Raw genomic sequence first — 544 nt, forward strand, 5'->3', positions numbered from 1 at the left:
CGCATTCACATTCCCCGACGGATCCCCATCAGCATCCGCAGCAGCATCCTGCGACGCGTTCTTCGACGCATCCGCAGTCGCCGCGGACTTCGATGACGCCTCCGTGTTCGAGGTGCCCTCGACCGACGCGCCAGCGTTGGTGTCCGTGGAGTTGTCCGCCTCAGCAGCAGCCTGCGAGGCGACCTTCGAGGACGCGTTCGGGGTCGAGTCAGCGTTCTTCGACGCCTCCGCCGACGCCGTGGTCTTCTGGTTCCCAGCAACCTCCGACGCCGCCTTCGCGGTCACATCCGTCGCAGCCGACGCCTTCGAGGTCGCGTCGTTGTTCGCCGCAGCCTCCGACGCCGCCTGCGCAGCCGGGTTGTTGTCCGCATCAGCATCCGCCGACGCCGACACCGACGCACCCGCATTCACATTCCCCGACGGGTCTCCGATGAGATCACCACTCGGAACACCCTGCGGGTCACCAGTCGGCGTCCCCACCGGGTCACCAGTCGGCGTCCCCACCGGGTCACCAGTCGGCGTGCCCACCGGGTCACCAGTCGGC

At 68.2% G+C, this 544-nt stretch carries 1 pseudogene; it reads right to left on the minus strand.

What is annotated here, in order from left to right:
- A pseudogene (locus BIU98_RS19335) lies at positions 1-528 on the minus strand (hypothetical protein); the annotation flags it as partial.
- Positions 529-544: the final 16 nt, after the last annotated feature.

The sequence above is a fragment of the Curtobacterium sp. MMLR14_010 genome (assembly GCF_001865015.1).
GTDB lineage: Bacteria > Actinomycetota > Actinomycetes > Actinomycetales > Microbacteriaceae > Curtobacterium.